Origin of the sequence: Rhizobium ruizarguesonis (assembly GCF_017357285.1) — a bacterium.
Taxonomy (GTDB): Bacteria; Pseudomonadota; Alphaproteobacteria; order Rhizobiales; family Rhizobiaceae; genus Rhizobium; species Rhizobium ruizarguesonis.
This window is the reverse complement of the sequence record NZ_CP071678.1, coordinates 761,719-786,511: the sequence shown is the minus strand read 5'-3', so window position 1 is coordinate 786,511 and position 24,793 is coordinate 761,719. Positions and strand designations below refer to the sequence as shown.

Sequence of the window (24,793 nt, the reverse complement as noted above, 5' to 3'; positions counted from 1 at the left end):
TGGGCTAAGCGGATTCCGGGTTCGTCTCCTTCGCCTCGCGAAGAAGGACGGACATGTCGGGGATACCATCGGTGGCCGTCGCCCCCTTGAGACAACGCGCAGCTGCGGCATGCGCGACGGCGCAGATATGCTCGACCGGCCAGTCCTCATGCAGGCCGTAGAGCACGGCGGAGCAGAAAGCGTCCCCAGCGCCGACGGTACTGACGATGTCACCGGGATCGACAGGTCGTGAACGCGTGATGATCGGGGAAGCGCCTGATGCAAACCAGAAGCAGGTTTCCGGCGCATGGATGATCGCGCCCTTGGCGACGCCTGCGGCAAGCAGGCGCTCGCCCGCTTCCAAAAGCCCCGCCTCGATCAAATCTCCCTCCGCATCGCGAACGATAACGCCGGTTGCCCGCCCCGCCTCCATCTCGTTGATGATCAGGAAATCGCAGAAGGGCAGTGCGACGCCGACCTTGGCCGCAAATTCCGGGTCTTCGCTCGATACGAAATCCACACAGGTCGTCAGGCCGGCGCAGCGCGCGGCTTCCAGCAGGCGCGATGCTCCCGAACGGCCGTCAAGGCCAATGCGGTCGAGACCCGGCAACAGCATGAGATAACCGAGATAGAACAGCCGATAACCGGCCTTGGCGAAGGCTGCGGGTGAGACAAGCTTGTCGGTGACGGCATCGTTGGCGCCGCCATGATAGAAGAAGGTCCGGTTCTGGCCGGGCACATTCATGACATGCGTATGCGCCGTCACCCGGTCGGCAAGCGCGGTCAGCCCACCGACATCGACGCCGGCAAGTGCAAGGCGGGCCTTGACGATCTCTCCGTCCTGATCGGCGCCGATGCATCCCGCCGCCGCCAGCTTTCCGGGAAATCCAAGCGAGGCCAGATCGGTGACGACATTGGCCGCCCCGCCCCCCACGCCCAGATCCTGGTTCAGGATATGCGCGAGATTGCCCTGTTCGGGCCAATAGGACAGGGTGTGGACGCGATCGACGATGAAGTTTCCCGCGCAGACGATGCCGCCCTGCTTCCGACTGTCGCGATCGTGAACCCCCTCCCCAGCTCGCATCAGCTGACTCCTTCGTTCCACAAGGGTCTCAGCGGCGGCTCATCTTCCTCGATCGCGGCAAAGCGTGCGATCGGCTCCAGAAAGAAATTGTCGCTGTTGTCGTCGTTGACCTCGCTGACCTCGCCGACAAGGACAGGTCCGCCGCCTTTCCTGCCGTAAAAGCGGTGGTAAAGCCCGGTGCGGATCGTCACGCTCTGGCCAGGTTGGAGAACCAGCGGCTCCCATGCAGCGAGCCGGTGCTGCAGCCCGTCTACCGGCACCGTCACATCCTCCGCCAGCACATTGCCATCGGCATCGGTTGCGGCAAATTCGATGACGAGATCGCCGCCGGCGCGATTGATGATGTCTTCCATCTTCGCCGCATGACGGTGGGTCGGCGTAACCTGCCCTTCGCCAACGAAGAGCAGCTTTTCGGCATAGGTCCGTTCACCCCAGATATCGACGATGCCATTGCGCAGGCTAAACAGCACGAGACCGCATTCGGCGAACCGGTCCGAGCCGAAATCGGTGACATCCCAACCCAGCTGATGGGCGCGCAAATAGGCTGATGCCTCGGGATGAGCGGCAAAATCCGCCGCCGTCCAGGAGCCCCATGCCGGCAAGGACCAGTGCCAGCGCTCGAGGGTCTCGGTTGCCCGCAGCAACGCGGCGTTGATCTCGGAGCGCCTCATCAGGCTGACGCCCCGTCATACGCGACCGGTACCACGACGTCCTCGCGACCGGATTTGAGGGCTGCCGTCAGGACTGCGTGATGCGCCTGGGCCTCGGCCGGCGTCGCGCAGCCGAAACCGTTGGCATCTCCTCCGGCAAGCTCATCTACAAAGGCCGCCCACATCTGCTGTATGGCGTCGGCAAAACCGAATTCGAAGATCTTGCCTGTTATGGCTGGAAACAGCGAGCCATAACCAAGATCCTCGGTGCTCCAGGCCTGGACACCGCCATTATAGTCCATCCACTGCCACTGGCGCGGCGACTTCGTGCTGAAGAACGCGCTCTTCTTCATGCCGAGAACGCGGATGTACCAGGTGTTGGATTCGCCGGGCGCGATGCGCCAGGTTTTCAGCACCATCGGGAAATCTTGATCCCCGGTGCGCACGCGGCTGCTGATCGTGGCATTGTCCCAGGTGGTGCAGGGCAACATGCCGCCCTTGCCGTCAGGACGTTCGGTGACCTTCTTGACCAATTGCGCATGCAGGGTGGTCGGGCGCCAGCCGAGACGCAGCGGCACGTGCAGCACATGCATGCCGAGATCACCCATGCAGCCATAGTCGCCATTGATATCGGCCATGCGCTTCCAGTTGATCGGCTTCTGCCGGTCGATATCCGAAGAGTGCAGGAAACCCGCCTCGACTTCGAGGATATTCCCCATCTCGCCGCTTTTTGCGAGCGCGATGACCTTCTGCGCGCCGGGGAAGAAAGGCATTTCCGACGAGCAGCGGACCAGAAGTTCGGGGTGCTCGGCGAGAACCGCCATGATCTCCCGGTTCTGAGCGGCATCCATGCCGAAGGGCTTTTCGCCGAGAAGATGCTTTCCGGCCTTCAGGATGTCGATGTAGAATTGCTGGTGCAGCACATGCGGGACAGCGCAATAGACCGCATCGACCTCGGGATTGGCCAGAAGCTCCTTATAGTCGGCGGTGAACTGCCGAACGGTCGGCACATGATCCCTGAACCAGTCGAGCAGCGTTGCGTTGGTATCACAGGCGGCGACGATTTCCGGTCGCGCCTTCACATCGGCCAGATGCAGCCAGCGCGCCGCGGCGCTGGCGAACTCGCGCCCCATCAGACCGCAGCCGATGACGCCGAAGCGGAATATTTTCGTCATGACATCTCCTCCCAGACGTGCGTCAGCCAATATGCAGCGAGGCTTGCTCGACGGAAGCCTTGTCATGGACGATCGCCATCAAGGCCCGCGTCATGCCGCCGGGATTGTGATGCTGGATGACGTTGCGGCCATAGACGATGCCACGGGCGCCCTGCTCCATCAACTGCTTGGTGCGGATCAGGATTTCCTGATCCGAAACGCGGCCGCCGCCGCGCACGAGCACCGGCAGGCCCTGGGCGATTTCGACCACACGGTGATATTCCTCGACATTGTCGCAGGGGTCGGCCTTGATGATATCGGCGCCGAGTTCGGCCGCCTGGCGCACGAGTGGCAGGATCTTGTCGATCGCGCCGTCGACCATGTAGGCGCCCTTGGAATTGTCCTGCATGACGAGCGGTTCGACCATCAGCGGCATGCCGTAGATCTCGCATTCGCGCTTCAGGCTGTTCACATTGCGCACACAGGCGCGGTAGACTTCCGGCTGGTCCGGCAGCATCAAAAGATTGACGACGACACAGGCAGCATCCAACGCAACGCCCTGCTCCACCGCCCTGTCGATCATTTCGGAAAACAGCTGAGACGGTAGGGGATTGCCATAGATGTTGGCGATGTCGGTGCGCAACACCAGTGCCGGACGATGCTTGCCGGGAATAGCCTGCAACATGGGTGCCGTCCCCGGCGGCAGCTGAATGGCATCCGGCGCCGCTTGCGCGATCACCTCGATGGCCGTCTTCATGTTCTCGATGCCGGCGAGGAAGGTTCGTTCATTGAACATGCCGTGATCGATGGCAACGTCAAAACAATTTCCAGACACGCCGAAAAGTCGGTTCAATCGCGCGGATTTCATCAAACTTCCTCCCAATATGGTAACGTTTCCACATTTGGATAAACGCAGCAGGAATGCGAGTCAAGATAATGTGGTAACGTTTCCATACTGGTTTCCAGGTGTGGACGAAGCGCCGCTCGCACCTCGTCCGGAAAGGACTACCAGCAGGTGAATCCTGCATCGACGTTGACGATCGCCCCGGTCATGAGGCTGGCGGCGCCTGACGCGAGGAAGAGGACCGCGCTGGCAACCTCTTCCGGCGTTCCCATCCTGCCCATCGGCGTGTCGGCGAGCCAGAGCGGAATACGCTCGCGATTGGCTTCGACGGCCACCACCATCGGTGTCTCGATATAGGTGGGCGCGACGGCGTTTACCCTGATGCCATGATGCGCCCACTCGGCGGCCAACGAGCGCGTGAGGTGATGGACCGCCGCCTTGGAGACGTTATAGGCCGTCTGAGGCTGAGGCCGGTTGCAGATGTGACCTGACATCGAGCCGAGGTTGACGATGGCGCCGCGTTTCATCGAAATCATCGGACGGCCGAAGGCGCGCGAGCACCAGAAGACGCCGTTGAGATTGACGTCCATCATGCGCAGCCAATCGGCGTCGGTGAGGTCCTGCGCCGGGATGCCGCTCTGGCCAATTCCGGCATTGTTGACAAGGATCGTCGCCGGCCGCCCGCCGTCGGCGAGCTCAGCCGCGATCGCGTCCATTCGGGCCGCGTCGGTGACATCGCCCACCCGGACTTCGACGTCATAGCCTCTGTCCCGGAGAGCCAACGCCTGCTCGGCATCGGCCTCGCTCCGTTCGATGACGACGATGGCAGCGCCCGCCTCCGCCAGCGCCTCGGTGCAGCATAGTCCGATCGCACGCCCTCCGCCTGTGACCACCGCCCGTTCACCGTCGAGACGAAATTTCTGCTGGTAGCTCATCTCACGTCTCCTCAAATGTCAAAGGCGCTTGGAAGCACCACGATATCGCGGATGGTGACGTTGCGCGGCCGGGTCAGCATGAAGATGATCGCGTCGGCGACTTCCTTGGGCTCGATCAAGGCTCCGGCCTCCTTGGCCTTGCGAAGGTTTTCCTCCGGCCAATCCGCAAGCAAAGCGCTGATCACCGGCCCCGGAGAAACCGACCCCACACGAATGCCACTTTTCAGAAGCTGGCGTCGCATCGTCTGGACGAAGCAGGTCATCGCCCATTTCGATGACGAATAGACCGGTTCCCATGGAATCGCCGAATGTCCAGCGACCGAGCTGGTGACGACAATGTCGCCAGTGCCGCGTTCGATCATGTGCGGAATGACGTTTCGAACGTTCTTGATGACGACATTGACGTTGAGATTGAGCATCCGATCGATGGAATCGAGATCGGTTTCCATCAGGTCGCCACCGATATAGGTGCCTGCATTGGCATGCAGGATATCGAGCTTGCCCGTCTTCGACAGGATGCCCTCGAGCAATCCCGCGCACTGCTGCGGATCCAGCAAGTTGAGCACCAGCGGAATAGCGCGCTCGCCAAGCCGGGCACAAACCGTCTCAAGGGCCTTCTCATCGCGGTCGACCAGCACGACCGTCGCGCCAGCGGCGAGCATTGCCTCCGTCGAAGCCAGCCCTATTCCGGACGCAGCACCCGTGACCGCCGCGATCTTCCCATTCAATTCCGTCATCGATTTTTCCTCCTGTCTTGATCCTGATTGTCAATTCTTCCCGACGCCGCAAGCGGCGTGATAGTCCGCGAGACTCTTCGTCACTCTCCAGATCAAAACCTGTTCCGGATCGAGCGGCGCATCTGCGAAATCCTGTGCAGCCGGCATGTGCTGCCAAAGCAATGGCAGCGGTACGATTTGCCCTCGAAGGGCCTCGCACAGGCGCCGGACGGCATCTTGTACCTCCGCCGACGCCCAATAATAGCGGATGCGGTCAGACAGCGAATAATGCCGCAGCCAGCGCATCTCGGCGTTCGTGCCGTGGTAGTGGCGGCTCCAGTTGCCGGGTTGATCGAGCATCAGCGCCTCTATCGCCGCATAGAGCGGACGCTGGCCGTAATCGGGCAAGAGGTCCGAAGCGATCGCATCCAGCGCATAGAGCGCCTCGCGCAGGACGAAGGTCAGCTCGGGACCGACTTTCAGAATGGGAAAGCCGTCCTCGACCAGCGCGGTCAAAGGCCGGGTCCCCTGATAGTCCGTCGAGTGGGCCTCGAAGACGAATTGCGGCTCGTCGGTGAGCACCGATTTCAGCGCGTCTATCTTGCTGCGGTCGTACAGGATGACATTCTGATTGCCGAACTCGACGCCCGGCTGAACGACCAGCCCGATGGCCCGTTCAAACGCTTGGCCGAGTCCTGCCTCCGCAAAGATCCGGCGGTGGACTTCGATCGTCTTCAGCGCCGCAGCGGCCGCCGTCGGATCGATGGTTGTCAGAGCATGATCGGCCCCGCCTGGAGGCGGCACTTCGGTGCCGATGACATAAACCGGCATTGCGCCGCCGCTCTTCTTCGCCGAGGCCTCGGCGACCGCCGCGAGCCGGGCGGCGCGATGGGCGGTGGTTTCGTCATCGAGCGCCACCGGCTCGCCCTGGCAGCCCATCGACGCATCGAGGTGAATCTTGCGGAACCCGGCCTCGACATAGGCGGCAACCATCTTCTCCGCCTCGGCCATGGCCTCTTCCGCCGGGTGGTCGCGCCAAGGATTGGGGCCGAGGTGATCGCCGCCGAGAACGATGAGATTTTCGGGGCACCCTTCCTCGACTGCTATTTTGCGGACGAGGGACGCAAAGTCGCTTGGCGTCATTCCGGTGTAGCCGCCAAGGTGGTTGACCTGGTTGCAGGTCGCTTCGATCAGGACCGTGCTTGCCTGTTGCCGCCCGTGTCGGAGTGCGGCGCGAAGCACGATCGGATGGGCGGAGCATACGGAGGTCACGCCTCTGGGGTGGCCTTCGATCCTCAGCTTGGCCAATTCGTTGAGATGCACCTGCATCACGGATGCCTTTGCGTTGAAGCGATGAACGCATCGAGTTCTTGCTGAGTGCCGGCGCCTTCCATCGGACCCAGCACCGTCACGTTGCGGGCGCCAGCAGCCGAGCCATAGGTCAGAGCTTGCTGCGGAGACATTCCGAGCCGCCGGCAGGTGAGATAGGCACCGCCGAAGCAGTCGCCGGCGCCCGTGGGGTCAACCTCTTGAACGACAAATGCCGGAGCGTCGATGCGGTCTCCTTGCCTGCCGAAATAGGTCGCGCCGTCGGCTCCGCGCTTCAGCACGATCTCCTTGACGCCCATCTCGAACAAGCGGCGGATCGCTTCTGCCTCGCCTTCGATACCTGCGGCGCGCTCAAGCTCCTCTCCGGACGGCAGAAGCAGATCGGCGGCGGCGACAAGCTTGGAAAAGCGGCGCTCGGTGTCCTTGTCCAGCTTCAATTCCTTGCGAATGTTCGGATCCACCGAGAGCGTTCCCCCGCGTGCCTTGACGATGTCGACCGCCTTGTCGATCACCTCGCGCGCACTAGGCACCGACAGAGCCGAGCCCATCACGTGAAGATGCCCGCTCCGATGGATGAGGTCGCCGACCGTTTGAGACCAGCCGAAGCGCGCGGCTGCTGATGTGGCGATGTTGTAGACGAAATCCCGGGAGCCATCCTTGCGGTAGCGGACAAAGGCGCTTCCTGTGGGATAATCCGGATCGATCGAGATCGTCGAAACATCGACGCCGTCGCGTTTGAGGCGATCCGTATTGACACGACCGAAATCATCATCACCGACGGCGCCGACCATGGCGGCCTTGCCACCCAGGCGGCCGCACTGCGAGATGAAGATCGCCGGCGCGCCGCTCGCGAACGGACCGACGAGCGGCTGGGCTTTGAGAAACCCGTCTCCCACCGTCGTGGCGACGATCTCGACAAGGATCTCCCCTACGCAAACCGTGGGACCAAGCGGGTCCGGAGCCAGTACTGAAGTCATTTGCAATCCTGCTTTCGATCGTTCTTGTCGTCAACTCGTCGCCGATTGGACCGGCCCGCCGTCCTCGCCGCCGAACTCCTCGCTCTCCAGTGACAGAAAGCGCTGGTGCAACATGCATGCCGCGCCGAAGGCGGAACCGAACTCCGCGTCATCGTCCACGACGATCTCCGGCATGGGGAAAGGTATGTTCTGGCCCTCCGACATGTGGACCGCCACGCGGGCGGCGACCATCGGGTACAGAGACGCCACGGAGCCACCCAGCACGATCCTGTCGGGATCGAGCAGCCGACAGGCCTGCAGCAATGCGTAAGCGAGATGGCGCGACCAGGTTTCGGCGATATTGACTGCGGCCGGGACACGGTCATGAACGTCGCCAAGGAACTCCTGCAGATCGACGTGCTTACGTCCAATAGCCTCGCGATACTGCCTGATCAGCACCTCGCGACCGATCAGCTGTTCAAATTTCTGACCGCCGCTTCCCGGCACCAGGGTGTGGCCGATTTCTCCCGCCAGGCCGTGGCCGCCCCGGAACAGCTTGCCGTCGATCATGATGCCGCCGCCGACGCCGGTTTCCATCAGCAGGAACAGGGTCACACCTGAGACGCCGTGACGATAGCTGTCGCCGATCGCAAAGGCGTTGGCGTCGTTTTCAACCGCGATCGGGACGGCGGCCGGGAAGGCGGATCGGCCAATCTCCTTCAACGACACCTCCCGCCAGCCGATGATGGGTGCGAGGGTGACAATTCCGTCCGGCCGGATGTGGGCCGGCGCAGATATGCCGAGACCCTTGCACCGTCCGATCATCCCCTTCGCCATTGCGCCGATAATCAGCTCGACGCCCTGCGCCACGGCCTCCTCCACGGTCGACGACATGGTGTCGAAGGCAATTTTCCGACATGCCCGGACTTCGGCGGAGAGATCGACAACTGCAGCCGATATATGCTCGACGCCAATCTCGATCCCGACGAAAAATGCGGCATCGGGGACCAGTTCGAGCATGATACCAGGACGACCGGCACGGGAATGCTCCAGGCGCTGCTTGCCGCTCTCGTCCGACTCCTGAACGAACCCGCCTTCCGTCAGCTCGGCAACGATCTCTCCCGAGGACGAGCGATTCATCCCGAGCTTCCGGGCGAGATCCGCCCGGCTGAGGCTTCGGTGGGCATAGATCGTCTGCAAGGCGGCGACGATATTGTTCTGTCGGATCCTGCGCGGCGAACTTCCGATGGAGACGGTGTCGTTCATGTTTCAATTCCCTTCAGTCGGCCCAACCCTTACACGACTGGAACAGGCTGTCAGAGGGATCATCAGGGCCGCGCGTTTGTGGCGCGGCGGCGCTTGGCCTCGTCATATTTCAGCTCGATGTAGCGCTTCGCGTGCGCCGCAAGCGGATCATTATCCTCCCAGGTGTCGCGCCAGATCGCACAGGCGAGCGACAGGCCTTCGTCCACGACCGTCGTTGAGAAGCTTTCGAACACGATGTCGCGCTTGTAGTCGATGTCGAGCAGAGCGTCGAAGATCAGATCGAAGTTGATGACGCCGTCGCCGAGATAACCGCGATTGCTCTCGCCGATGTGGAAGTAGCCGATCTTGTCGCCGGCCAGACGGATCGCCGCGGCCGGATTGGCTTCCTCGATGTTCATGTGGAACGTGTCGAGGTGGAGACGGACATGCTCCGATCCCGTCTCGGCGATGAACTTCAGCCCCTGCGCCGCCGTATTCAGCAGGTTGGTCTCGAACCGGTTGACAACCTCCAGCACGAGGTCGACGTTCGCTTGTCTGGCGACTTCGGCGGTCGCGGCGATCGCGGCGACGCTGTTGTCCCAGCCCTTCTTCGTCGGCTGGCGATTGTACTTGGTGTGCGCGGAATAGAGAATTCCGCCCAGCTTGTTGCCGCCGATATCACGGACCGCCCGAACGGCGTCGGCCAGCGTCTGCTTGCCGGCGGACACCGCAGACATGTCCTCGCTGGATACGTCCTTGTCGAGCGGCAGGCCCATCGTCACGCCAATCTCCACGTCAAGCGACCGCGCAAGCTTTGCCAGTCGATCGAGATTGAATTTCTCGGGGCGCAGATAGGCAAATTCGATGGTGCGATATCCGTGTTCGGCCGTCTTGTTGAGGGCCATCTCCAGCCCTTCCTGCGTTTGGCCGCCTGTCCATACAAATGAATGGATACCCAATCGACGCATAGCCTTTTCCTCCAAAAAATGCCTTTGGCTGCGGACAGTGCTATGCCATTTAGTTTGGCAAGACAACAAATAATTTTGGCTGAAAATCTTTTGTTGCTTTGCAAAATTACCTTGCAATGCAATATTTTAAGCCTGCGCACATTGCTTTCCACCCTCCGCCGGAAATTACTTTCTGCAAAAATCAATGGGATAGATCCTCCATTTGCATGTTTAGACAACAAATGTTGCGCCGGTGATTTTTTTGGCCTACACAAAGGACCGGCGAAATGATCTCGCTGCACTTTGGGAGGATTGAAAATGAACTATGCTTTGAAGGCTAGCGCGCTTGCGCTGACGCTCAGCCTCGCCGCCACTGCTTCGCCTGCCTGGGCTGATTTCTGGTCCGACGCCGGCGCCAAATTCAAGGGCGTGACACTGCACGGCGTCACCGAAAGCACCCCGCCATCGAACTACATCAGGAACGTGCTTGCTCCGGAATTCGAAAAGAAGACCGGCATCAAGGTCGACATCGAGACGACGTCCTGGGATCAGATGTACGACAAGGCCATCAAGGACATGGAAGCCAAGACCGGCATCTATGACATGGTCTACATCGAGCAGGACATTATCTACTCCTATCTGGCCAGGAATTTCCTCGTCGACATCACGAAGACGCTGAAAGACCAGCCCGATCTGAAGGCGCCGACCTACGACGATGCGAACTTCACCAGCTTTGCCGATTATTTCAAGGACGCGAGCGGCGATCTCTTCGGCGTTCCGATGGAAGCCTTCCTGAAGGCGTATCTCTATCGCAAGGACCTGTTCGAAGATCCGAAGATCAAGGAAGCTTTCAAGAAGGAAACCGGCAAGGACCTGAAGCCGGCGACCACACACGCGGAATACACCGAGATCGCCGAATTCTTCACGAAGTACGGCAAGGACAACGGTATGGAGCTCTGGGGCACCACCGCTCAGGCGCATACCGGCCATCCGGCGTCCTGGTATGAATTCTTCGAGTCCATCGCGCCGACTTTCGGCGTCTACAATTGGGGCATCGACGCCAAGAACAATTATGCGGCGACGGTCGAACATGGCGGCGCAATGAACGGCGACAAGGCGAAGGCCGCGTTGAAGTACTGGCTGCACCTGCGCGACATCGCTCCTCCGGAATCGACGCAGTCAACCTGGACGGAAACCGCAACGACCTTCGCCGCGGGCCGCGTCGCCCAGGGCCTGATCTACGGTGAGAACGCCGCGTGGATCGCAAGCGATCCGGCGCAGTCGAAGGTGGTCGGCCAGGTCGGTTTCGCTCTGCCGCCGCTCGAGCCGGGCGTATTGGACGACGCGAAAGCCGGAAAGGGCTATATCGGCTACTACGATGGCGGCGCCTTCGGCGTGCCGGTCACGTCCAAGAACAAGGAAGCGTCGCTGCTGTTCCTCGAATTCATCGGTCAGAACGAAGTGCAGCCCGATTGGGCGATCGCCGCGCCGCGCATCACCAACAAGGCGACGTTCGACGATCCGAAGGTGAAGGAGATGGACGTCAAGCTCGGCGGCTTCTACACGATGCTGAAGGACGACGGCAAGCTGTTCGCCGGCGCTCCCCCCTACCCCTTCCATGCGCAGGTGCGTGAAGCGACCGCTCCTATCTTCTATGACATCCTGACCGGCAAGATCGGGCCCGATGAAGGCCTCGACCAGATGGCGGCCAAGGCTGAAGAAGAGCTCACCTCGCTCGGCTATCGCAAATAAAACATCCTCCCCAACTTGACGGGTCGTTCCGACGACCCGTCATCTTCCGTTCCCAGATGGAGCGGACGTCCACATAACGTTCAATGGGGGATAGGCGATGCATTCGCAGAAGCTCGGGTGGCTGTTGCTGTCACCGACCATAGTGATCCTCGGACTGTTCGGGATCTTTCCTTTCATCTACGTCCTCTGGGTCTCTTTCCATTCATGGAATCCCTTCGCGGCCAATCCGGGCATGATATTCAACTGGGCTGAGAACTATCGGCGGCTCGTCTTCGACCCGCAGTTCCTGGCATCGCTCGGCATCACATTGACATTCGTCTTCTTCGCGGTCGTGTCGGAGCTGGTCCTTGGCTACATCCTCGCCCAGGCGCTGCTCAAGGATTTTCCCGGAAAAGCGGTGTTTCGCACGATCCATACGCTGCCGCTGATCATGGCGCCAATCATCGTCGGCTCAGTCTGGAAGCTGATGACCACCCCGTCCATCGGCATCATTCCCTATCTTCTGAGGAGCTGGTTCGGCTATGATCTGAATATCGGCCAGAGCGCCGTCGCGGCCTTCACCGTCACTGTCATCATGGACATCTGGCACTGGACGCCGCTCGTCACCCTCTCGCTGATCGCCGCACTCGTCTCGCTTCCATCAGACCCGTTCGAGCAGGCGCAGATCGACGGCGCCGGCAAAAGCCAGATCTTCTGGCACATCACGCTCCCCCTGATCCGCCCGGCCCTGCTCGCCACAGTGTTCATCAGGCTGATGGACGCGCTGCGCACCGTCGACGAAGTCCTGATGCTGACCGGCGGCGGTCCGGGTTCTTCGACGCGCTACATCGGCGTCCATATCTTCAGGGAAGTTTTTCCCAAGACGAATTACGGCTACGGTTCGGCGATCTCCGTCATCGTCCTCTATCTCACCATCGTCGTCTGCTGGCTGCTCTACGTCGGTCTGATTGCGCCCCGCGTGAAGAGAGGTTGAAGCGATGAAGACCCGTTTTCCCTGGCTTCCGGTCGTCCTGTGGACCTTGATAAGCCTCGCGACCCTTTTCCCGATCTACTGGCTCTTCGTCATATCGGTGAAACAGCCCTTCGACCTGTTCTCGACGCCCGATGTCATTCTCCGGAGCTTCTTCTGGAAGAACTACCAGGACGTGCTGACCAATCCGACCTTGCGCGGATACATGCTCAACTCGATGATCATTTCGTCAGGCAACGCGCTGCTCGTCACCACGCTCGGCTTCCTTGCCTGCTACGCCCTGACGCGCTTCGACCTCGCCGGCAAGGAAAGCATCTTCTTCTGGACGATCACCAACCGCATGGCGCCGCCGGCGGTCTTCCTCCTGCCGCTTTTCCTGCTGCTGACGCAGGTCTACAGGATCGGCGACTTCTCGCTCGCCGATTCCAAGCTGGGCATGATCCTGGTCTATTGCTCCTTCAACCTTCCCTTCGCCATCTGGACACTGCGTCCGACCGTGGAAGGCATTCCGAAGGAATTGGACGAGGCGGCCTACATGGACGGCGCGAGCCCATGGACCGTCCTCTATGACATCATCTTTCCTTTGGCACGGCCCGGACTTGCGGTGACGCTGATCCTCACCTGGGTGTTTGCGTGGAACGAATACCTGCTGGCAGCGACGCTCACCAACTTCCATGCGCGGACCCTGACCACCGGCCTGTCTGAATATGTGACGACGACGGGGACGGCCTGGGGCATCATGGCCGCGATCTCAATGCTGACATTGGTTCCGGCGCTCATCGTCTTTTCGGTGGTGCAGCGTCACATCGTCGCCGGCCTGACCTTCGGCGCCGTGAAAGGATGAAACGATGACGTCTCAATCAGGAAATAACGAACGCAAGCCGGGATTTCTGCCGATCGAAACGAACTGGTTCGACCGACTCTTCATCTCGATCGTGATCTGGGTCGCGCTCTCGCTGTTCTGGATGCGGTTCATCGAGCCGTTCGGGCCTTCGGTATGGTTTGCGGCGGCAATCTCGGCGGTCCTTGGCGCCTATGTCGTCTGGAAGGGATGAGCCGATGAATTCCGTCAACAACACCAAAACACAAGCCTTGCTGCTTTAGGAGAACGACATTGGCAAACGTACAGGTTAGCGACGTCACCAAAAAGTATGGCTCTCTTCAGGTCATGCATGGCGTGAGCGTCGACATCGAGGACGGGGAATTCGTCGTTCTGGTCGGTCCCTCCGGATGCGGCAAGTCCACCCTGCTCCGGATGATCGCCGGGCTGGAGACGGTCAGCAGCGGAGACATCCGGATCGGCGGCCGTGTCGTCACCGACGCTCCTCCAAAGGAGCGTGACATCGCGATGGTCTTCCAGAGCTACGCGCTCTATCCCCACAAGACAGTCGCCGAGAATATGGGCTTTCCGCTGAAGATGGCCAAACGTCCGAAGGCGGAGATCGACGAGAAGGTCGGGAGGGCTGCCGAGATCCTCGATCTGACGCGTTATCTCGACCGCTATCCGAAGCAACTGTCGGGCGGACAGCGTCAACGCGTGGCGATGGGTCGTGCCATCGTCCGAGACCCGAAGGTCTTCCTATTCGACGAGCCATTGTCGAACCTCGACGCTAAACTCCGCGTCACCATGCGCGTCGAGATCAAGGAGCTTCACCAGCGGCTGAAGACCACCACCGTCTACGTCACGCACGATCAGATCGAGGCGATGACGATGGCCAACAAGATCGTGGTGATGCGCGATGGTAGGGTCGAGCAGATCGGCAAGCCTCTCGATCTCTACGACTTCCCCGTCAACCTCTTCGTCGCCGGCTTCATCGGCAGCCCATCGATGAACTTCCTTGAGGGCCGCATAGCCACCCGCGACGGCAGGAAGATCGTCGTCACCGACCAGGGCATCACCCTTCCGATGGCAGATACAAATGCGGATGAAGGAAGAGCCGTTACCTACGGCATCCGGCCGGAGCATATCACGATCGGCGAGGAAGGCGTTCCTGTGGAGGTATCGGTATTCGAGCCCACGGGTTCGGAGACATTGATCTTCGGCCGCACGGGAGGCGTGCCGATCGACGCGCTGATCCGCGAGCGCATCGAGGTGGATCCCGGACGGACAATGTACTTCCATATCGATCCCCGACGTGCACACATCTTCGATCGGGAAACAGGCCAAAGACTGTAGGAGGACGACCCATGGACTTCAAAGGAAAGACGGTCATCGTGACCGGTGCCGGAAAAGGCATCGGACGCGAAATTGTAAGGATGCTCGTCGAACGGGGTGCGCAGGTCGTGGCCCTGACCCGGAGTGCTGCTGACGTCGAAGCGCTGCGAGTGGAGCCCGGCTGCCGGGCAATCCAGGTCGATCTCGCAGACGCCGATGCGACCAGACAGGCTGTCATCGCTGCCCTTCCCGCAGATTTCCTCATCAACTGCGCCGGCACGACCGAACTCCAGCCGTTCCTGGATACGACAGTCGAAGCATTCGATCGTCTCGTCGCGGTCAACACGCGCGCTCCGATGATCGTCGCTCAGGAATATGCCCGTTCGCTGATCAAGGACGGCCGCAAGGGCGCCATCGTCAATGTCTCGTCGGTCGCATCCTTCGTCGGCATCCCCGATCACGCGGCCTATTGTGCATCGAAGGGTGGGTTGGATGGCTTGACGCGTGTCATGGCAAAGGAGCTTGCGCCTCACGGCATCCGCGCCAACGGCGTCCACCCAACGGTAACGTTGACGCCAATGGCGGTGAAGGCATGGAGCGATCCCGAAAAGGCCGCGGGAATGATGAAGCGAATTCCGGTCGGTCGGTTCGCGGAGCCAGCAGACATTGCCGAGGTTGTTCTTTTCCTGCTCTCCGATGAGGCGGCCATGGTGAACGGGATATCGATGCCGGTGGACGGCGGCTATATGATTGCCTGACGCTCAGGACGAACGTGCGGCACGACCCCGCGATTGCAAAACCGGAAGCGGCGACGTTGGCCGCCGCAGCAATCGGCGCAGTTCATCTTGATCAACAAAATGATCCGTCACGCCGGCCTCTTTATCCGGATGACTGAAGACAAGGCCATCGGAATCCTCAAGCTTTAAAGCTTGCTCCGTATTCATGATCCCGAGCGCCTGGCGCTCGTACTCGGATTCGAGCGCCGCCTCGACGATGGCTTTTTTCTTGCGCATGTCCATGTCCTCCATTCCTCAAAGGGTAACGGACGGCCGGACTCGCGGTTCCGATCAAGGCATCACGATATGAGACCCGTTGAAACGAAGGCACGCCGATACCCGCCGGTACTGGCGACACCACCTAACTCGGCGAGGCGTCAGGCTCACTGGCGGCTCTTTGAATTAAGCGGGCAACCACTTCAGTGCGGTTCTGCGCCTGCAGCTTGCGCATTATGTGTTGCAAATGCATCTTCACCGTATGCCCCGACAAATTGAGTTTTCCTGCAATGACCTTATTTGAACAGCCGCATTGCAGCTCTGCGAGGACATCCGCTTCCCGGGGAGTGAAATCAGCGATCGCCAAGTACTGCGTCCTATCATCCAAGCTCTTTTCGGCTTCATTTCTGGCCGGACTATGCTCGCTTGAGCCTGCTGTACCAGCTCCCAATAGCTGCGGGAAAAATGTTCCTCCTGCCAGAACGAGACGAAGACCGGCAAGAGCAATGTCAACGGGAAGTGAAGTCGAGAAAAAGCCGCGGATGCCCATCTTGAGTGCTTGACGGGCTATGATGGCGTCATCCGTACCTGAGAGCAACGTGACAGGAGCCTCAGGAAAACGTGCAGCAATCGCCGCGAGATCGTCACGCAGGCTGGTGCTCTCAACACTTCTGCCGGCCAGACCCAATACAATCAAACGCACCTCAGCTCCAAGAGCACTATCGAGACTCTCGGTCGAGATCAAATCTATAACGTTCCATCCGGCGAGTTCACGCTCAAGAAGCTTCACCACGGTGGTGCGCGCCAATGTAGAATGCTCGACGATGATCACAGTTGGTGCATTGCGCCCCATACGGCGCCTAGTTCCAGTAATGTCGGACACTTGCGTGCTCCCCACGAATATTTGCAACGCAACAGCTATTCATATTATTCCTGTTCTCACTACATGTCATGAGAAAAAGTGAGTGTATTTCAGATATTAATAGTCTGATATCTCATGATAATTCTTATAGTCTATAAAATATCAATGATAGATAACTGGGCTTGCAGAGAACTTTTAAGAGATTTTCATGAAGTCTTGCTGGTTCGACTTGTCGCTGCAGACTTTCCAGCCTTCGCCGAATTCACGTACGGCAAGCGGGTCAACAAAGCTTTCAAAGGCACTGAAAAGGCAGCCAATCTGCTACAGACCCATTTAGGAAAGCGCCATTGGATATAACGAGGTGCCGATCGGCTCGACTTTGTTTCCATATCTCAATTCAAAGCAGTCGCAGACCCGACAGCAAAACGACAAACGCGAAAAGCAACAAAAGCCTGAGATCGCTGACTACCCGTTATGATTAGTGAAACTGTGCTCTAATGACGCATTAATACCAGTTAGCATTGTTCTCCCGCAGGCAGCACTACGCCGGCACCGACCGATAGCGGCCGGAGGTCACGGTCCCCGGCGGGCGAAATCGGCGACAATGCGGATGAGGTCATTGTGGAATGTTCGGGATCTCAGTGAGCCGCCGTTCAGTGCAATGTCGGCCCAAGGAGCCGAATGCCGGGCGGAGGAAACAATTCAACATATGGCTTGAAAGATCGCACGAAGAACGGTTTCGTGCAGTTGAGCCTCCGCAATGCAAGTGGGGAGGCTATCCGCCAGAGCAATTCCAGCAAAAGTGCATTGCGGTTTTTGCGTCCGGAATTACGTGGAAACAAAGAGATAGAGCATTTCCGTGCTTCGAAGAAAAATGGAAAGGCTCTAGCCATGCATGAAGCTCAGAATGTCGTCTACGAGAGCCGAATGGGCGTCGGTGAGGTTGCCTTCTCCGCCGTGACCCGCGATGCCGGCCAACTGGAGCGCATGTTGATCATAGAGAACATGATCGACCTGTTGGGCGTCCGCCGTCCCACCGGCGGGAACGGCAATGTTGATGGGATGGAAATAGCCGAAATTGACATCGACCATGCTGCCGGTTGACGATCCGACCCCGTCACCGCCACCGCCGAGCGCATGGTTGCCGGTGAAAATCGTGTCTGACGACAGGTTGAAGCCACCGCCATTGCCGCCGATGCCTGCGATCTGCACAGCGCCCTGATCGAAAATGACATTGTTTGTCTGATGGGCTTCCGCCGAGCCGCCCGCGGCGCCGATGGCGATGTTGATCGGCGAGAAGATGGCGATACTCACGTCGACCATAGTGCCGACGAAATATCCATCGCCGCCATGACCCGCATAAAAGTCGCCGGTCAATGTGAGCGCAGTTCCCGGACTCATCGACGGGCCATGGCTCGCGACGTTATGGTCTCCGCCCGAGCCGCCCATGCCGCCGATCTGGGTTGCGCCCTGCAGGAACAGGGCGTTGTTCGATTGCTCGGCGTGAGCCTCCGCGCCAGGGCCCGCAGCCACGGCGGTATTGACGGGGGCAAACAGCGCGACTTCGGTGCTCACGAGTCCGCCGTAGAAAAGCCCACTGCCCCCGGTGCCGGCATGATTGGCGCCATCGCCGCTGCCGACGGCAACATTGCCGCTTCCGCCATTCCCGCCTATCCCCGCCATTTCGGTGGGATGCTGATTGATGAGGGCATCATTGCCCTGGAAAGCGTCGGCACCCGAATGAGGTCCCGCAATGGCGGCATTGGACGGCATGAAGACGGCCAGCGCGTTGCTGCTGATCACGCCTTCGCTTATCCCATCACCACCGCTGCCGGCGGAATTATGGCTCGGACCAGAAGCGACATCCAATGGAAGCCAAGTCGGCACCAGCGCCAGATGCCCCGCGGCCACATTGGAGGCGAGGAGTTGATCGGTGCCCGCCTTGGGCAAGTCTTCCAATAAGGAACGAGTTTCGGCCATTACCGTCTCCATCCGCGGTCAACCGCACGTCCACCGAGCGTGCGGCGCCATGCAGCCTGAATTGTTCGGGCATTGTGCCTCTGAACGTCAGAAAAGCAGAGCCTGCAATTCGTCTACATCCCATCGGCTAGTTCTGTAGCCATTTGGCCGTCATGACCGCGGTGCCCGTTGTGCGAGTTTGCGAGCACTCAATCCGCCTTTGGATCAGAGGTCCTGCATCTTTCTCGCGGCGGAACATAAACGTTTTCAGCCCCGAACAGGATCGTCTTTGCCAAGCGCAAACCTGATGAGAACCCCGGATACAGGTGGTTTTCTTGGGCGGGTGTTGCTTCAAAAAGCGGCGCTGCTTCGACGAGGTCGCAGACATGATCGTGGCCATGCCAGCCGACGCCAAAGCACTAAGTACCAATCCAAATAACGCTTCGCCGCTCTGAAGTATACATCCGAATGAATATCACCGAATATCTAGATGGCTCGCAGATTAAATCGCAGGCAGTATTTGTCGGCGGATGTATTGGCTGGCGGTGACATGCTGGATACCTACACCGCAAAAGTAACACTGACGAAACGAAGTAGAAGGAGTGACATCAATGCCTATTCCACAGATATCCGACACGATTCATCTCAACAACCCGGATGCGGGTGACGCGAAGGCCGGCAACGGCGGAGATGGCCACAACGATGGGAACATCAACTACAACCCGGTTGCATATGTGGACCCCGTGCAAACGGTCTACGGGGCGGATACCCATCTGCACAATGGCGATCACGTTTGGCAGAAGGCAGGTTGGGACGCCGGCAGTGGCGGAGACGGTGGCTTTGCTCAGGCCAAGAACGGCTTCCTGGCGGCGGTCACGAACAGCGGCGACGGCGGCGCGGGGGGAGATTCCCACTCCAACGGCAGCCAAGGAAACTCGAGCGGCGGCGACACGGCTACCGTGAATGCGGCGACGACCGCGACACAATATACGCAGCTTCTGGCCGATCAGCATGCGACCATCCTCGCAGGCGTCGGCGGCAACGGCGGCAACGGAAACAACGCTCTGGGCGGCGATATCTCGTCAGCTCTGGTTCACACGGATCCCGAAACGACGACGGTGAACAATTCTCTCGATCACTTCATAAACGCCTTCGGCCATATCGACGTCGACCATCTCGGCTCCTGAACTCAGACCTCAAGGGCCGCTGGTTTCGGCCGGCGGCCCTCAAGGTAAGCAGCCTCTTCTTGTCAGTATCAAGTGCAGCGAGATCTGATAATGACAACAATTTCCATAAAGCCACCGCGCCCGCCGACACAGCTTGTTGTTGCGCTCCGGGCTTGTGCCGGGGCATTCGGGCTGGTCTTCCTCTATAGCTGCGGCTACAATCTCTTTCTTCTCGCGCCGTCCATCTATCTCCTGCAGATCTATGACAGGGTCCTGTCGAGCCGAAGCGCTGATACGCTCCTGATGCTGACGATGATCATCGCCATCGGCGTGATGGTCGGGTCCACGCTGGATATCGTGCGCAGAGCAGCTCTTTCGCGCATCGGCAGTTGGCTGGACCACAGGCTGCGGCCCATGGTGCTGACAGCATCGTTCGAATATGCCGCTCGCGCCGATACGGGAGCCGCCACGGAATGCTACAGGGACCTGGCCGCACTACGCCAGTTCCTCGATTCACCGGCTAGCTCGCTCTTTTTTGATGTTCCCTGGGCACCGGTATTCCTGTTCCTGCTCTTTCTTGTTCATCCGCTGCTTGGGACCATCGGTCTTCTGAGCGCGCTTGCACTTCTGCTGTTTGCGTTCCTGACGGACCTGGCGACGAGAGAGCCGCTTGCCTACGCCAATCTTGCCCTTTCGAGGAGCTATATCCGATTTGCGACCGCCCTCAAAAACATCGAGGTGATCCGGGCAATGGGCATGCAGGATGGCGCAGCGCTGATCGTCTATCGCGATGCGGAAATGGCAAGAAGGGCGCAGGACATCGCGATGCATCGGACGGAGATCATTCTTGGTTTCTCCAAATCGATCCGCACCCTCGCGCAGATCCTCATGATGGGATCCGCCACCTGGCTGGTGCTCGCAAACAATGGCAGTGCCGGGATCATCTTCGTTGCGAGCCTGCTGCTCGGACGCGGGCTTGCACCAATCGAGGGCGCAATAGGTGCATGGCGCTCCTTTACGTTTGCGCGTAGTGCCTTCAATCGCTTGAACAGAATGCTGATATCAGTTGCATCTGAACACGATGCCCGAATGGTGCCGCTACCGGAACCCAATGGCCTCGTTCTCGATAACGTCAGCTATATCAAGCCATTCGCCGATCGGCCGATATTGACAGGCATCACATTGCGCCTCGCACCCGGCGATTGCATAGCGCTCATCGGTCCGTCGGGATCGGGAAAATCGACACTCGGTCGCGTCATAGCAGGCGTTGTGCAAGCAACGAGCGGATGTGCTCTTCTCGGCGGGGTGGATATCTCGGCTCTGCGCCTTTGCGGGGGAACCCGCCACGTCGGATACCTGCCGCAGGACATCGAACTTTTCGGCGGAGCGATCAAGGATGTGATCGGCCGGCTGGACGGAGGAGATCCCGGCAAAGCGATCGACGCCGCAAAGCTGGTTGGCTTGCACGACGCGATCATGCGGCTGCCCCAGGGCTACGAGACCGATATCGGTGAAGGTGGAAACCTGCTCCTTCGAGCTCAGCGCCAACAGCTGGGACTGGCACGGGCGGCGTATGGAAATCCGTCCCTGATCGTTCTCGACGATCCGAATTCGAGCCTGGATTATGACGGCGAACGCATGCTGTTCACGGCAATCGAACGCATGAAATCCAGGGGGATGACCGTCGTTATCATAACTCACCGGATGGGGATCCTGCCGGTCACCAACAAGATTGCCATCATGCGTAACGGGACGGTGGCTGCCGTCGGCGACAGCGAGCGGATTTACGAAACCTATCTTCAACCACCGTCTCGAACAGGAACATAGGGAGAAACGCTGCCATGGCCCTTGTTCAACTGGACGCAACGCCGGCGAGATTTTCAAACTCGTCAAGGACGGCTCCGCAGTTGGTTCCACGATCGACAGCGACGGCCAGGCAACAGACGGCCTATTTGCCGGTGATCGAGTCGAAACAGCGCGGACCCGCCCCCCCTTCGCCCATGCCGGGGCTCAGAGGTGTTGTTTGGACGGGGAACTTGTTGATCCTGGTCTTCATAGTCGGATTGGGAATCTGGTCGGTCCTGGCGCCACTGAAAAGCGCTGCGATCGCATCCGGCGTCGTCGAACCGGAGTCCAGCCGCAAGACCATTCAGCATCTGGAAGGCGGGATTGTCCGACGGATACTCGTTAAAAACGGCGATGCGGTCATGGGCGGGCAAATCGTGATAGAGCTCGACGATACGAAGTCCCGCTCGGAGCGCGACAGCATTCAAGGGCAACTTTGGGACGCCGAAGGAAGCCGCGCCCGCCTGCTTGCGGAGCAGACGGGCGGCGACCATGTCGCCTATCCTGAGGATCTCAGGGGAGCAATGGACAGATATCCCTCGGTCAGCGCAATTCTGATCGGGCAACAGAAAATCTTCGAAGCCCGTCGCCGGGTCATGCAGGCGGAAATTCAGATCGCCAACGAAAAGATCGCGCAGGTGCGGCAAGAAATCGTCGGACTTGGCGCGCAGAAGGCAGCACTGGCCGACAGAGCGACAATCTCGAGCCAAGAACTAGATCAGGTTACGATCCTCAGCGCCAAAGGACTGGAAAGAAGGAGCAGACTTCTCAACCTCCAGCGGGAAAAAGCAGACCTTGATGGCCAGCAGGGTCAAGTCGAGGCACAAATCTCTCGCGCCTACCAGGTGATCAGCGGGTCACAGGCCGATCTCGCAAAGCTTGAGAGCGACCGGTTGAGCGAAGTCGCCCAAGGCATGCGCGATACGGAGAGCCGGATCATGCAACTGCGAGAGCGTTTGCTGGCGATCGACGACCAACTCTCAAGGACCGATATCCGTGCTCCCGAAGATGGAACAATCATGAACCTGCGCATCCACACATCAGGTGGGGTGATCGGCGCGGGTGAACCGCTCGTCGATCTTCTGCCGCGCTCCGATCGCCTTGTCGTGTCTGCCCACGTCAGACCGGAAGACATCAATCTTGTCCATGCCGGGCTCGAGGCACAGGTCCACCTCCTTCCATACAATCAGCGGCGCGTTCCACTCCTGAAAGGTCAAGTGGAGTATGTATCAGCGGACCGTCTCACCGATCCGCAGAGCGGCCAGCCCTACTTTGCCGCGACGATCCGTGTAACGGACGAGCGGTTGGCGAAAATGAAAGATGTCGAGCTGGTCGCCGGCATGCCCGCACAGACACTGATCGAAACCGGCAAAAGCAGCGTGGCGCTTTATGCCATCAGACCACTCCTCGACAGTTTCAACAGAGCATTTCGCGAGGACTGAGACCGTGATGGGCAAGCGAAAATTCGACGACGACCAGATTACCGGTATTCTGAAGGAGCACCAAGCCGGAGTGACGGTGGCAGATGTTTGCCACAAGCACGGGATCAGCGAGCCGACCTTCTATCGGTGGCAATCCTTGCAGTCCGGAAATGTCGGTCTCCATGCCAAAAGGTTGAGAGCACTGGAGGAAGAGAACCAGAAGCTCAAGAAGCTTTTGGCCGAATCCATGCTCTCGGCGGCAACACTGAGCGAGATGCTGGCGAAGACATTGAAAGGGCGACACTAACCCTTCAAACTGAGGGGTTTGTTGGCCGCCTTCTGGCCCTGCATATCAGGAGGGCGGGATCATATTTTTGGACGAGGGAGCCTCCCCAAGTGGGGCAAAGGGATACGGCTCGAAAAACAGTAAGCTCGATCACAACGTGGCCGCCCGGCGCGTCTACGTCTTCAAGCGCCGGCTGCCGATCGTTACTTCCGGTGTAATGAACAGGTCCAACATGTTGCGGAATGCGGCATTCGCGAATTCACGATCGTCGGTGCTCATCAGTCCTCCCATGTGGGGATGCGTATGCATCAAGCCACATCGTCAAGGTCGACGTCCAGCGCGCTGGCGATCGACCTGAGTGCGTCCAGGGAGCCCTCCTTCTTTCCGGTCTCGATTTCGGAAAGGTAGGGCTGGGAGAGCCCGGACTTTTCAGCCAGCTCCTTGATACTCATGCCGCGATGCTTACGGAACACCCGGACAGGATCTTCACCGGCGATCAGCGCCTTGACGACGTCTTCAGGCCAGGTCTCTTCGCCAGCGTCGATACGCGCCTTTGCGGCACGCGCGTCGCTGACGTCGACAAGGTCCTGATAGTCGTCTTCGGAAAGCAGCACGTACCCCTTGCCGTCGATAGTCAGTTTCTGGATTTCACCCATGGTGGTCTCCTATTCGTTATAGATGTCGCCGCGTGGGCCGGCCTTGATGACGAGGACCTGCATGGTCTGATCGTCGATGATGACGCGGTCCTGCCCGACACGAATTCGAAAAAATTCGCTGCCTTGCAGCTTCTTGAGGTCGACCGTCTCGCCGTTGGCGAAGGCTTCGACCTTGGCGACGATCGCCGCTGCGCGCTTCGGCTGCATCTTGCGGAGTGCCTTCGCGGCAGCCTTGCTGTAGGCGATCCTTTTCATGAGCCAAATATAGCTGAAAGCGAATTATTTTTCAACAATAATATTGCCAATGGCGATATTTGTGAAATTCTGCAGGTTCTTTCGATCGGATGCCCGCGCGCATCGATGATGCGGATATAAAAAAATACAATGAAAACTACGTTGATAGCAGTGGTGCCCAGGACCGGAATCGAACCAGTGACACGCGGATTTTCAATCCGCTGCTCTACCAACTGAGCTACCTGGGCTAACCTGCTTCCGATGGTCCCTTTTCGAAAAGAACCGTGGGGCCTTGGTTCACCCCGGAAGCGAGCGGGGTTATAGCATCTTGTTCGCCCATGGCAAGCGTCAAATGACTCTTTTTTGACGGTCTTGCCGGCTTTGCGGATTCATGAGGAAAAATAAGAGCTTCGCGGGCGGAATTCTCTAGTTTTCCTCATCCGGATAATCAGCCTTCGTCTCGTCGTCGGCAACCGGAATGGCATAGGCTCCGGTCAGCCAGCGGGAGAGGTCGGCCTCGCGGCAGCGGTTTGAGCAGAAGGGGTAATGCTCGCGGTGGGAAGGTTTGCCGCATTCGGGGCAAGGGCGCGTCTTGCGCAGCGGTTCGACCTTGGCGGCCGGTTTCTTGTCTTCAGGCATATCGGTCCGTCCTAAAG

General features: G+C 59.4%; 26 protein-coding genes, 1 tRNA gene and 1 pseudogene. 11 read left to right on the top strand and 17 right to left on the bottom strand.

From position 1 onward, the window contains the following. Positions 1-4: 4 nt before the first annotated feature. The 10 genes from J3P73_RS03825 to J3P73_RS03780 form a co-directional block, all read right to left on the bottom strand. Positions 5-1,063, bottom strand: coding sequence for a carbohydrate kinase family protein (locus tag J3P73_RS03825; RefSeq protein ID WP_130716683.1), 1,059 nt, complete (start codon positions 1,061-1,063; stop codon positions 5-7). Then, positions 1,063-1,734 (bottom strand): D-lyxose/D-mannose family sugar isomerase, encoded by a 672-nt coding sequence (locus tag J3P73_RS03820; protein ID WP_130660893.1) that lies wholly within the window; start codon positions 1,732-1,734, stop codon positions 1,063-1,065. The genes J3P73_RS03825 and J3P73_RS03820 overlap by 1 nt, the downstream gene beginning before the upstream one ends. Further along, positions 1,734-2,888 (bottom strand): Gfo/Idh/MocA family protein, encoded by a 1,155-nt coding sequence (locus J3P73_RS03815; RefSeq protein ID WP_130660892.1) that lies wholly within the window; start codon positions 2,886-2,888, stop codon positions 1,734-1,736. The genes J3P73_RS03820 and J3P73_RS03815 overlap by 1 nt, the downstream gene beginning before the upstream one ends. Positions 2,889-2,910: 22 nt before the next feature. Continuing rightward, complete coding sequence (locus tag J3P73_RS03810) at positions 2,911-3,735, bottom strand: class I fructose-bisphosphate aldolase (protein ID WP_018072509.1); 825 nt, start codon at positions 3,733-3,735, stop codon at positions 2,911-2,913. A 137-nt stretch (positions 3,736-3,872) separates the two neighbouring features. After that, positions 3,873-4,646, bottom strand: coding sequence for an SDR family NAD(P)-dependent oxidoreductase (locus tag J3P73_RS03805; protein ID WP_130719649.1), 774 nt, complete (start codon positions 4,644-4,646; stop codon positions 3,873-3,875). A gap of 11 nt (positions 4,647-4,657) precedes the next feature. Then, complete coding sequence (locus J3P73_RS03800; RefSeq protein ID WP_018493718.1) at positions 4,658-5,383, bottom strand: SDR family oxidoreductase; 726 nt, start codon at positions 5,381-5,383, stop codon at positions 4,658-4,660. Positions 5,384-5,413: 30 nt separating this feature from the next. Beyond that, positions 5,414-6,691 carry a D-tagatose-bisphosphate aldolase, class II, non-catalytic subunit gene (locus J3P73_RS03795; RefSeq protein ID WP_130719648.1) on the bottom strand — a complete coding sequence of 426 codons (1,278 nt, stop codon included), beginning with the start codon at positions 6,689-6,691 and terminating at the stop codon, positions 5,414-5,416. Continuing rightward, positions 6,691-7,668, bottom strand: a complete 978-nt coding sequence (locus J3P73_RS03790; protein WP_130719647.1) for a tagatose kinase — start codon at positions 7,666-7,668, stop codon at positions 6,691-6,693. The genes J3P73_RS03795 and J3P73_RS03790 overlap by 1 nt, the downstream gene beginning before the upstream one ends. Positions 7,669-7,698: 30 nt before the next feature. Beyond that, positions 7,699-8,913 carry an ROK family transcriptional regulator gene (locus J3P73_RS03785; protein WP_130690797.1) on the bottom strand — a complete coding sequence of 405 codons (1,215 nt, stop codon included), beginning with the start codon at positions 8,911-8,913 and terminating at the stop codon, positions 7,699-7,701. 62 nt (positions 8,914-8,975) lie between these two features. Beyond that, positions 8,976-9,860: a sugar phosphate isomerase/epimerase family protein gene (locus tag J3P73_RS03780; RefSeq protein WP_062942414.1), complete on the bottom strand. Its 885-nt coding sequence runs from the start codon at positions 9,858-9,860 to the stop codon at positions 8,976-8,978. Here J3P73_RS03780 and J3P73_RS03775 point away from each other — a divergent pair. From J3P73_RS03775 to J3P73_RS03745, 7 genes are all read left to right on the top strand, one after another. Continuing rightward, positions 9,840-10,130: a hypothetical protein gene (locus tag J3P73_RS03775; protein ID WP_130723058.1), complete on the top strand. Its 291-nt coding sequence runs from the start codon at positions 9,840-9,842 to the stop codon at positions 10,128-10,130. The genes J3P73_RS03780 and J3P73_RS03775 overlap by 21 nt on opposite strands. A gap of 27 nt (positions 10,131-10,157) precedes the next feature. Beyond that, complete coding sequence (locus J3P73_RS03770; protein WP_012756006.1) at positions 10,158-11,591, top strand: extracellular solute-binding protein; 1,434 nt, start codon at positions 10,158-10,160, stop codon at positions 11,589-11,591. A 97-nt stretch (positions 11,592-11,688) separates the two neighbouring features. After that, positions 11,689-12,564 (top strand): carbohydrate ABC transporter permease, encoded by an 876-nt coding sequence (locus tag J3P73_RS03765; RefSeq protein WP_003545408.1) that lies wholly within the window; start codon positions 11,689-11,691, stop codon positions 12,562-12,564. 4 nt (positions 12,565-12,568) lie between these two features. Continuing rightward, positions 12,569-13,405, top strand: a complete 837-nt coding sequence (locus J3P73_RS03760) for a carbohydrate ABC transporter permease (RefSeq protein WP_003556379.1) — start codon at positions 12,569-12,571, stop codon at positions 13,403-13,405. A 4-nt stretch (positions 13,406-13,409) separates the two neighbouring features. Further along, a complete protein-coding gene (locus J3P73_RS03755; RefSeq protein WP_003556377.1) occupies positions 13,410-13,616 on the top strand; it encodes a DUF2160 family membrane protein in 207 nt (68 codons plus the stop codon). Between the two features lie 59 nt (positions 13,617-13,675). Beyond that, positions 13,676-14,737, top strand: a complete 1,062-nt coding sequence (locus J3P73_RS03750) for an ABC transporter ATP-binding protein (protein WP_018493710.1) — start codon at positions 13,676-13,678, stop codon at positions 14,735-14,737. An 11-nt stretch (positions 14,738-14,748) separates the two neighbouring features. Further along, on the top strand, positions 14,749-15,474 hold the full coding sequence (locus J3P73_RS03745; protein WP_130690795.1) for an SDR family oxidoreductase: 726 nt from the start codon (positions 14,749-14,751) through the stop codon (positions 15,472-15,474). 3 nt (positions 15,475-15,477) lie between these two features. On the opposite strand, the gene J3P73_RS03740 is transcribed toward J3P73_RS03745, so the two are convergent. The 3 genes from J3P73_RS03740 to J3P73_RS03730 all read right to left on the bottom strand — a co-directional run bounded on the left by J3P73_RS03740 (position 15,478) and on the right by J3P73_RS03730 (position 18,550). After that, positions 15,478-15,735 (bottom strand): hypothetical protein, encoded by a 258-nt coding sequence (locus tag J3P73_RS03740; protein WP_130690793.1) that lies wholly within the window; start codon positions 15,733-15,735, stop codon positions 15,478-15,480. A 118-nt stretch (positions 15,736-15,853) separates the two neighbouring features. Then, positions 15,854-16,618 carry a response regulator transcription factor gene (locus J3P73_RS03735; protein ID WP_130690791.1) on the bottom strand — a complete coding sequence of 255 codons (765 nt, stop codon included), beginning with the start codon at positions 16,616-16,618 and terminating at the stop codon, positions 15,854-15,856. Between the two features lie 837 nt (positions 16,619-17,455). Continuing rightward, the gene (locus J3P73_RS03730; protein ID WP_130690789.1) at positions 17,456-18,550 is read right to left on the bottom strand and encodes a hypothetical protein; all 1,095 of its coding nucleotides are present in this window, start codon (positions 18,548-18,550) and stop codon (positions 17,456-17,458) included. Positions 18,551-19,140: 590 nt separating this feature from the next. Here J3P73_RS03730 and J3P73_RS03725 point away from each other — a divergent pair. From J3P73_RS03725 to J3P73_RS03710, 4 genes and pseudogenes are all read left to right on the top strand, one after another. Then, entirely contained in the window at positions 19,141-19,716 is a 576-nt protein-coding gene (locus J3P73_RS03725; RefSeq protein ID WP_018072494.1) for a hypothetical protein, read from the top strand. Between the two features lie 90 nt (positions 19,717-19,806). Further along, entirely contained in the window at positions 19,807-21,522 is a 1,716-nt protein-coding gene (locus J3P73_RS03720) for a type I secretion system permease/ATPase (RefSeq protein ID WP_027689564.1), read from the top strand. Between the two features lie 14 nt (positions 21,523-21,536). Then, positions 21,537-22,982 carry an HlyD family type I secretion periplasmic adaptor subunit gene (locus J3P73_RS03715; RefSeq protein WP_130660885.1) on the top strand — a complete coding sequence of 482 codons (1,446 nt, stop codon included), beginning with the start codon at positions 21,537-21,539 and terminating at the stop codon, positions 22,980-22,982. 7 nt (positions 22,983-22,989) lie between these two features. Next, positions 22,990-23,253: pseudogene (locus J3P73_RS03710) on the top strand (transposase); the annotation flags it as partial. A 302-nt stretch (positions 23,254-23,555) separates the two neighbouring features. Here the strand turns inward: J3P73_RS03710 and J3P73_RS03705 are convergent. From J3P73_RS03705 to yacG, 4 genes are all read right to left on the bottom strand, one after another. Next, positions 23,556-23,903 (bottom strand): helix-turn-helix domain-containing protein, encoded by a 348-nt coding sequence (locus tag J3P73_RS03705; RefSeq protein WP_003545376.1) that lies wholly within the window; start codon positions 23,901-23,903, stop codon positions 23,556-23,558. A 9-nt stretch (positions 23,904-23,912) separates the two neighbouring features. After that, the gene (locus tag J3P73_RS03700) at positions 23,913-24,158 is read right to left on the bottom strand and encodes a type II toxin-antitoxin system RelE family toxin (RefSeq protein ID WP_003545373.1); all 246 of its coding nucleotides are present in this window, start codon (positions 24,156-24,158) and stop codon (positions 23,913-23,915) included. Positions 24,159-24,309: 151 nt separating this feature from the next. Next, positions 24,310-24,385 (bottom strand) — tRNA-Phe (locus J3P73_RS03695). Between the two features lie 178 nt (positions 24,386-24,563). After that, positions 24,564-24,776 (bottom strand): DNA gyrase inhibitor YacG, encoded by a 213-nt coding sequence (gene yacG, locus J3P73_RS03690; RefSeq protein ID WP_018072488.1) that lies wholly within the window; start codon positions 24,774-24,776, stop codon positions 24,564-24,566. Between the last annotated feature and the right edge of the window lie 17 nt (positions 24,777-24,793).